Genomic DNA, 7772 nt, shown 5'->3' with positions numbered 1-7772 from the left:
AATATCTATAATAAAAGATTGTACTTCATAGTATATAAAATTAAATGAAAATAAGTTAATTAAAATTAGAAAAAATTGTGACTTCGTGTCACATCCTCTTAATAAAAAAAAATAAATCTTTTCTAATAACCAATAACTTCATTAATAACATCCTAAAAAGATTGAAATAATTATTTTAAAAAAAAAGTGACTATTTTTTAAAAATACTTTCAGCCAAGGTAATATCAAAAGGACGAGTTATTTTAAAATTACCTTGGTCTCCCTGAAATAATTTCACATTAAACCCTCTTAAATTGAAAAGTACCATAGCTTCATCTAATATAGCGATTTCCTCTTCTGACAAATCTCCATAAATTTCTAAAAATTTATCGATGTTAAATGATTGGGGAGTTTGTGCATGAAATAAATACTTCCTTAAGGGAATATCAGTAAGTAGTCCCTCTTTTTTAGATTCAAAAATAACATCTGTAGCCGGAATCACCGCACTGGCTGCACCTACTTCAAGTGCATTTTCAATGCTCTCTTCAATTAATTTTTCAGATACAAATATCCTAGAAGCATCATGAGTTACTAAAATAGAATCTTTTTCACAATTTTGACTTTTCATATACTGAATAGAATTTAAAATTGTCCCATTACGAGTAGAACCTCCTTCAATAACTACAATTTTATCATTTTGGGGAAAATATTTATCCATTAAATCTTTTGTCATGCCAATAAACTCTTTTGGAGAAGATACAATAATTTTATCAAATTCATTAACATTTAAGAATGTTCCAACTGAATGAACTAAAATAGGTTTATGATTAATATTAATAAATTGTTTAGGTTTTTCTTGCTTTAACCTACTCCCAATACCCCCTGCCAAAATAGCCGCACAAATCATAAAATCACCACCATTATAATTTTTTCCAAAATTTTTCAAATGCCCTTTTTGGATTAAATCTATCAATGATTACATCATAAGTAAAATCAACTGTAGCACATTCTATATTATATTTGGTGCATAAGTCTTTCATTATAATAATTGTATTTTTCCCTTCAAAAAGAACCCCGGATGCTTTCTCATCAATTACAATTTTTTGACCGTATAAAACACCCAAAGTATGATTTCTACTTACATTTAAAGTTGAAGCCGTAATAATGTCTCCAAAACCACAATAATCATCAACAGTATTTGGATCTCCTCCAAATTTTTTTATTAAATTTTTTGTTTCATTGTAAGTTTTTGTAAAAACGGAAAAACGTGCATTGTCATTTATCTTCATCCCTTCACAAATTCCCTGAGAGATAGCAATTACATTCTTAATTACACCACAATACTCTACACCAACAACATCACAACTTGCAGAAACTTTGAATTTAGAAGTGGATAATGCTTTTTTAACTTTTTCAAGGTATTGATTATTTTTACATGCAATCGTTGCTGAAGAAAATGTACGTTCAACCATTTCAGAAGCGATATTAGGTCCTGATAATACAGCAGCTGGCCTACCTATTTCTTCCTCAATGACTTCAGTCATTCTTTTTTTAGATTTTTTTTCTAAACCTTTAGCTGTACTCACAAGAACACAATTATCTGAAATGATGTCTCTTAATTTACGAGTGACTTCCCTAATAGTGGATGAAGGTAAAGTTAAAAATATTACTTCTGCATCTTTTAATTTATTTAAATCATTAATAGCCATAATATTATCTTGTAAACGAATATTTGGAAAATAATCTTTATTAACATGTGCTTCATTTATTGATTCGACCAATTCTTCTCTTCTAGCATATAATAAAACATTTTGAGTATTATCACAAACAGTTTGGGAAATAGCGGTTCCCATAGCTCCCGCGCCTACAACACCTATATTAGAAAACATGATTTAATATTAGATTTTTTAATATAAAAATTAATACTCTCCAAAATCAAGAATTTCAGGAGCGGTATTATATCTATCTTCTTCTGAAGGGATTTTCATATAATCCCCATAAATTTGAGTTAAAATTTTATCATAATTTTTTGGAATTCTAACTTCAAAATTTTCAAATTTAGCTTTAATTGCAGGTTCAAAATCATTTCTGTTATAAGCCATATATCCTGCGAGATTACAACAATCAACAACCCTTTCAGTTTCATTATAATTAAAAAAAGTCATTTCTTTTTTAAGTAATTTTTTCCAAAACTTCTTATTTATCGGAATAAAATTCAAAATATCATATGCTGCATTATGTAATTTTGTTCTGAATTTTGTATACATATCAAATTTGATGCAGGAATTAATAACAAATTGATAACAAAGAGTATATAAAGAATGATGCAATTTACCTATAAAATCGCTTTTAGGAATGTTATCTAATGTAAATATATCAATATGAATTCCCAGCTCAAAATTTGTATAATGAGTATACCATCGACTAAAAATAGTGTTTTTAAGTGAAACTTTCGCAAAAGAAGCAAAACAATCATCAACATAATCCATTTGAACAAGATCATATTTATCAGATAATTCATTATTAAGAATATCTAAAGCTTTATCAAAGTCTTTTCTAAATAAAATAATATCTATATCATCATCCCAGGGAATAAAACCTTTATGCCTAATAGTCCCTAAAAGTGAACCTCCATACATATAATAGTTTAAATTGTGTTTTTCTAAAATTTTTACAACATCTTTGAGAATCATTAATTCAACATCTTGTACATGTTTTATTTCTTCGTCAGTATATTTCCTAAATTCACTCACACGCATGTATTATCATCTATTTAAAATTATATATAAATATTATTTAAGTTTTAATTAAAGAAATTAAATTGTGGTGTTTGATTTTTAATTCAATAAGTAATCCGCAGATAATTAATTTAAACAAATGGTTATCTCAATTTTTTCTTTAATAACTCTATACAACAATCAATAAATAGTTTGTATTGACTGAAAAAAGATATTTGCCTAATTTCAAAATTAATTATCAGTAATGCTTGTCCTAACAGTTATCCAACTTAAAAAAATATTTTCAAAACAAATTTATTTAATTTAATAATATGCCAAAAGTTTTAAAATAATTACATTATATACATTAATGATAATATATGCGTAATATAAATTATTTTTCAAAAAGATAAAATAGTTATTATTTAAGACAATTAGATTAAAACAAACTATCTTAAAATAAAAAAAATGGAAGCGTTATAATGAATTTGGGTAAACTGTATGAAAAATCTCCTAAAATAATTCAAAAATCAGAAAAAATTTTATTATATTCAATGAGACTATCAAAATTTATTTACAGAAAAAAAACATCCTCTTCCCAACCAAATGAAATGTTAAACTTTTTAATAAAATCTACAAATATCAAAACAGAAGGAACACTTAGAGACATTCAATTATTATACACGGAATTATTAAGATTCATAGACAATGTTTGTAATAAATATAATTTAGAATATTGTCTTGCGTATGGAACTTTGATTGGTGCTGTTCGACATGAAGGATTTATTCCATGGGATGATGATTTTGACATTATTATGATGAGAACAGACTATAATAAATTAATTGAAGTTCTTCCTAAAGAAATTAATAAATACGACTATTTTAAAGAAAATTGTGCACTTACCAGATTAATTAATGCTAACGATAATTATTTTAAAGATTTTAACACAATTTATGATGAAAAACTAGGTCATGACAAATACTTTAGCAGTGACCCCAAATTAGGAAAATCAACATTTTTACAATTAGGATGGTTAAAACCCATGGTGAAATTAGATATTTTCCCATTTGATTATGTTAAAGAGGATTCCATCGATTATTACACCAAAAATTATTTAGGACATAAGTATTATTTTAATAAATTATATCATGAACCAGATTTTTCTTTTGAAAAAGAATTCAATGAACGGTTTGAAAAGTTAGGATTAACATTAGATGAAACAGATTTTATAGCGGAAGGAATTGATGCATCATCCGCAGATGATTTAGGTGTTTTTGAAAAAAATATTTTTTTCCCTACAAAAACTATGAAATTTGAAGGATATGACATTAAATGTCCAAATAAACCAGATAAATTCATTGAACGTTTATATGGAAATGATTTCATGAATATACCTGAAAATATTAGGATTCATGGATATAGTGAGTATAACTCAACTTTATTCGATTCAAAAGAAGAAATGGATGAATCATTTAAACATGTCATCAACTACCTAAAAGAAATTAACGATAATTATTATAAATATTCAGAGTAATTGAATATTTATTAAAATAGTTGCAAATAAAAAATTATTATCCATTTAATTTTTCTACATCAATTAATACACTATAATTGAAAAAAATAATTTAATGATTCAATAGAAAAATAACCGCATTACCATATGCAATTGATTTTTCTAAACATTTAAATTTATGAAACTTCAATTTATTATTTAACATAACATTAATATAGTGATTTAATGAGCCAAATAAAAACAATATTCCATAACATGAGTTGGATTTTAATTTCACAAATTATAGCAAGCATTTGTGGATTTATATGGACTATAGTAATAGCCCGATATCTTGGAGTTCATGATTATGGTATTTTAGGATTTGCAACATCATTAACAGGGATTTTATCAATTACGATAGATTTTGGAGTTAGTAGACATATTGTGAGACATATTGCAACAGATTATGATTCTGCACCCAAATATTTAGGCAATGCAATCCCATTGAAAAGTGTCTTTGCTATCTTTACAGCTATTTTAACATTAATTCTACTATTGATAATGAAATGTGATGAAGCAACTATTATTATAACCCTTCTTTTTACTTTAGAAATGATAATTAAATCATTTATTGATTTAATAAACGGTGGATTTCAAGCATTTGAAAAAGGAAAATACCAAGGAATTGGAAATACATTATTAAACTTGATATTGTTAATATTTATTTTATTAGCTATTTTTAGTGATTTGGGACTTTTAGGAATAACATTTGCTTATTTAATATCAAATTTCATAGCATTAATATATGTTTATATCAGTTTTACAAAACATATAACAAAACCTAGCTTTGAATTCGATAAATCATTTTGTAAAAAAATCACAATGTATTCTATTCCTTTTGCAATAACTGGAGTATTATACTCCATCTATTATTCAGTTGACATAATAATGCTAGAAAATATTATTGGAAATTTTGCTACTGGAATATATAGTGCATCATACAAATTAATTAATGTCATAACATTGCTCTATACAGCATATACCGCAGTGATATTTCCTGTAATGAGCAAATTTTTTAAAAATGATGAAAAACTTTTAGAAACAAGTTATGAAAAATCAATTAAGTATTTAATGTTAATAATGATACCCTTGGCCATGGCTACCATGATTTATTCAACAGATATAATATTATTGATTTATGGTCCAGAATACATTGATTCAGCTCCAACATTATCCATCTTGATTTGGACAGTTTGTCTTTTATTTGTTGCAAGCCCAGGAAATATACTATTACAATCAGCACATAAAGAAGTCACCGTTACAAAAATATATGCTATTGCCGCAGTTTTTAATATCATTCTAAACTTCATTTTAATTCCAAGATTTTCTTATATTGGAGCAGCAATGACAACCGTAATAAGCGATATTTTAATTGTAATTATACAAAAATATGTAATCCATAAAATAGGATATAAACCTAACAAGAAGTTATATTATGATTTAATAAAAATCATAACAGGGGCGGGAATTTTAGGAATTGCACTTCATTACCTAAACTTAAATATGTTAGTAGCAATTCCAGCAGGAATAATAATTTACTTTGGAGTAGTTTACTTATTAAGAGTCTTCGATGATGACGATATGTATATTATAAAAGAGATTTTAGGCAAAAACAAGTGATAATATGGCAGTCAAAAAAGATAGAATATTTTACTACGACTTTTTAAGGGCATTCGCAATCATAGCCGTGATAATCTGTCATGTTGACTTCTATTTTGGCCCAGTTGCTCTTCCAACTGAAGAAATCCTAAGAACAACCTTCCATGACATTGGAAGAATAGGTGTTCCGATATTTTTGATGATCAGTGGAGCCCTACTTTTAAATAGAGATTATCCCAGCCTCGGAGACTTTCTGAAAAGAAGATTTGCCAGAATAATCTATCCGTTTATCTTCTGGATGATATTAATCACACTGACAAATTTCTATTTCCACAAGCCATACTCCTACATGTGGAACGTATTCATTGGAAATCCTTCCATAATGTGGTATTTCTGGACTTTGATTGGAATCTATCTGGCCATACCACTGATTAACGTTTTCATTAGGGAATATGGTGAAAAAGGCTGTAAATATTTCTTAGCTATCTGGTTCATATTTCTAATACTGAACACATTTAACCTATATCCACTATTTCCATACTTTAAACTTGATTACTTTGCAGGATTTATCGGTTATCCTGTTTTAGGTTATTACCTGTCTACAAAACAGTTCAAATACAGCAACAGAAAGATGTGGATAATCGGACTGATAATTCTCATCGTTTCACTGGCCGTTTTCGTATATGCTGATAGAACCTATGGATTTTCAACACTTACCCTGATGTATCAGAATATCATCATCGCATTCATGGGAATCGGAATGTATGTGCTTATCGAATACCTCGACAAGGAAAACAAATTCAACTCAATTAAAAACAATTTTATAGGAAAAGCAATCAGTTCAATAAGCCTCTGCAGCTATGGAATGTTCTTCTCACATGTCATCGTAATCATGTTCATGTCAAAAATCAATCCTCATTCCACATTACTGTTCCCATTGATGTTTATTGCAACTATATTCCTATCCTGGCTGCTCCCATACATATTCAGCAAGATACCATATATCCAAAAAGTCAGTGGAGCATAATACGCCCACATCCAGGAGGTAAACATGAACTGTTGGAAAAACAATTTCAATGAAAAAACATTAAAACAAGGACTTAAATACAAAAACAATGTTGAAAATATTAGCTATGATGGCTACACTTTCAAAGCAAGTATCAAATCAAAAAATGAGTTCAATGTTGAACTTGTTTTGCAGGACAACTTACTATTCGACATGTCCTGCAGCTGTTCCAAAAAATCATCCTGCGCACATGAGGCTGGAGTGCTGTATTTTTTAGAAGAATTTCCCGAAATCTTGGAAGACTTCGCAGATGACAATGAACATGAAAAAATTGCAGACATTGACATCAGCGCAGATTTGAAGGTAATATCCGAGTCAAAACTTAAGAAATTCCTAAAAAAAGAATTCAAAAAAGACCCTAAACTCAAATACAACTTCATCAAGCAATTCAGCACAGAATCCATGATTGATTCTAAAGCCTATGAAAGAAAGTTTAAAAGGATTTTAAGAAATGGAGGAAAGGAATTTGGATACTATAAACTCCACAATATGAGAACTCCCCTTAAGAAGTTCATCAAAAAAGACATATACACTCTAATTGAGCAAAAGGAATACAGATTAGCCTACAGGCTGCTGAATGATATAATGAACTTATTCAACGACCAGATTTATTGGGATGATGATGCATGGTATGAAATAGCATACTATTACAGGGAATATATTTATTTTATACTTGAAAACGGTGAATTCAGCAATGCTGAAAGAGCATATGTTGAAAGAAATATGAGCATAATTAATGGCATAGTATTATAATGAAACGATTGCATTCACTTCCAAATCATGTAAAATTGTTCTTACTCCACAATATTGACTTTAAAGCAAAGAAAAACTATTTATAATTACAAAAACAGAATATTA

7 protein-coding genes are annotated in these 7772 nt (G+C 27.9%); 4 read left to right on the top strand and 3 right to left on the bottom strand.

Annotated features, from left to right (window positions below; all coding sequences use genetic code 11):
* Positions 1 to 190: 190 nt before the first annotated feature.
* Genes QZN45_RS09280 through QZN45_RS09270 form a run of 3 tightly spaced genes read right to left on the bottom strand, consistent with a single transcriptional unit; the run spans position 191 to position 2738 of the window.
* Complete coding sequence (locus tag QZN45_RS09280; RefSeq protein ID WP_296812585.1) at positions 191 to 886, bottom strand: 2-C-methyl-D-erythritol 4-phosphate cytidylyltransferase; 696 nt, start codon at positions 884 to 886, stop codon at positions 191 to 193.
* A 13-nt stretch (positions 887 to 899) separates the two neighbouring features.
* Entirely contained in the window at positions 900 to 1868 is a 969-nt protein-coding gene (locus QZN45_RS09275; protein ID WP_296812584.1) for an NAD(P)H-dependent glycerol-3-phosphate dehydrogenase, read from the bottom strand.
* Between the two features lie 30 nt (positions 1869 to 1898).
* The gene (locus QZN45_RS09270) at positions 1899 to 2738 is read right to left on the bottom strand and encodes a phosphorylcholine transferase LicD (protein WP_296812581.1); all 840 of its coding nucleotides are present in this window, start codon (positions 2736 to 2738) and stop codon (positions 1899 to 1901) included.
* Between the two features lie 440 nt (positions 2739 to 3178).
* Here QZN45_RS09270 and QZN45_RS09265 point away from each other — a divergent pair, with 440 nt between their 5' ends.
* The 4 genes from QZN45_RS09265 (at position 3179) to QZN45_RS09250 (ending at position 7667) form a co-directional block, all read left to right on the top strand.
* Entirely contained in the window at positions 3179 to 4231 is a 1053-nt protein-coding gene (locus QZN45_RS09265; RefSeq protein ID WP_296812579.1) for a phosphorylcholine transferase LicD, read from the top strand.
* 204 nt (positions 4232 to 4435) lie between these two features.
* Positions 4436 to 5869: a flippase gene (locus tag QZN45_RS09260; RefSeq protein ID WP_296812577.1), complete on the top strand. Its 1434-nt coding sequence runs from the start codon at positions 4436 to 4438 to the stop codon at positions 5867 to 5869.
* A gap of 4 nt (positions 5870 to 5873) precedes the next feature.
* A complete protein-coding gene (locus QZN45_RS09255; RefSeq protein WP_296812575.1) occupies positions 5874 to 6875 on the top strand; it encodes an acyltransferase in 1002 nt (333 codons plus the stop codon).
* A gap of 24 nt (positions 6876 to 6899) precedes the next feature.
* Entirely contained in the window at positions 6900 to 7667 is a 768-nt protein-coding gene (locus QZN45_RS09250) for a hypothetical protein (RefSeq protein WP_296812574.1), read from the top strand.
* Positions 7668 to 7772 lie beyond the last annotated feature (105 nt).

Origin of the sequence: uncultured Methanobrevibacter sp., from assembly GCF_900314695.1 — an archaeon.
In the GTDB taxonomy this organism is placed as follows: domain Archaea; phylum Methanobacteriota; class Methanobacteria; order Methanobacteriales; family Methanobacteriaceae; genus Methanocatella.
The sequence above is the reverse complement of the archived record's forward strand: the minus strand, read 5'-3'. Positions and strand labels throughout refer to the sequence as shown.